This is a genomic window from Streptomyces sp. NPDC050211 (assembly GCF_040656035.1).
In the GTDB taxonomy this organism is placed as follows: domain Bacteria; phylum Actinomycetota; class Actinomycetes; order Streptomycetales; family Streptomycetaceae; genus Streptomyces.
On sequence record NZ_JBFALC010000180.1, the window covers coordinates 1 to 1528 of the forward strand.

Annotated in this window: 1 protein-coding gene; it reads right to left on the reverse strand. The window is 75.9% G+C overall.

The genetic code is table 11. The features are described 5' to 3' along the window. A partial coding sequence (locus AB0I98_RS49865) for a condensation domain-containing protein (protein WP_362953180.1) occupies positions 1 to 1521 on the reverse strand: 1521 nt, incomplete at its 3' end. Between the last annotated feature and the right edge of the window lie 7 nt (positions 1522 to 1528).

A 1528-nucleotide genomic window follows, 5' to 3' on the forward strand; every position in this document is an offset into this window, starting at 1 on the left:
GGCGGGGCCCGGCCCGGTGCGCCCGACGGCCTCGGCGATGGCGGCCGGTGTGCGCAGATCGAAGACGAGCCGGGGCGAGACCTCACGGCCGAGCGCGGCACGCAGCCGCCCGGCGACGGCGATCGCGTCCAGCGAGGCCCCGCCCAGCTCGAAGAAGTCGTCGTCGGGCCCGGCGGGTCCGGCCAGCCCGAGACACTCGGCGACGGCCCGGCCGACAACGGCCACAGTGTCGGTGTCGGGAGCGCCCCCAAGGGGCGCGGGGCTGTGTACATATGCGGCTCCGCCGCGGGGCGCGACCAGCCCCGACGGACCCGCAGACGACCGACCACCCGGCGCGGCACTCCCCGCGGAGCCCTCCGCGCTGATCTCGATCGTGGCCGGAACCCACGCGGCCGGCAGGGCCCGGCGGACGAACGCGGCCAGCGACTTCGGGGTGAGCGAGCGCCCGGCGTGCAGGACGACCCGGGCCCGGTCCGCGGCCATCACCTCGGCCGTGGCGACGAAGGGGTGCTCGCGCAGCCGCAGTTCGGTGTCCGCGAATGCCGCGGGCCGGCCGGCCGGGCCGCGCAGGAGAAGGCTGCCGTCCTCCTGGCGCACCGCCGCGATGCCGGTGGGCCCCTCGGCGGTGTGCAGTGCGCCGGGCACGCCGATGGCCACGCGCCGCCCGGCGGCGTCCACGACGCTCCGGCCGCTCTCGTGGCGGGCCAGCTCGGCTGTTTCGAAGCCGGGCAGGGGGGTGTCGGCAAGGCTGCGGGAGGGGTGCCGGGCGGCCTGGGTGAGCAGGTCGGCCCAGTGGCCGAGCAGGCGGCGCACGCGGGCCGCGCTGAACAGCACGGTGTCGTACTCGGCGGTCAGGGCGAGATGTTCGCCGGAGTTGTCCAGGTGGAAGCTGAGCTCGAACTCGCTGGCGTCGTCGGCGAAGGGCTCGCGCCGCACGGTGAGCGAGGGCCCCGCGTCGAACTCCTCGCCGGTGCCCGCCGCGCCCGGCTCGTCGGCGGTGAACATCACCGTGAACAGCGGGGTGCGCCCGCCGTCGCGTGCGCCGGGCAGTTCCTCGACGAGCTGGTCGAAGGGGTGGCCGCGGTGTGCCAGGGCCCCGGCGACGGCCGCCCGTACCCGCGCCGCGGCCTCGGTGAAGGGTGCGTCGGGCGGCAGTTCGGCGGTGAGGACGACGGTGTTGAGGAACGGCCCCAGGACGTCGGCGTCTGCGGACTCGCGGCCGGTGACGGGGGTGCCGACGAGCATGCGCGGCCCTCCGGTGAAGCGCTGCAGCAGCCAGCCCAGTGAGGTCAGGCCCACGGTGAACACGCTGCTGCCCAGCTCGCGGGCGAGGGCGCGCACCTTCCCGGCCGCCTCGGCGGGCAGCGTCACGGTGTGCACGCCGCCGGGGCCCGCGCTCGCGCCGCGTTCGCCGTCGGCGGGCAGCAGGGGATACGGCAGCGGGCCCGCCAGAACGGAACAGAGGAGGGTATTGAAAGAGTGTTGAACGTAGGGTGTCGAAATCGGTCGGCGCCGAAGCATATCACAC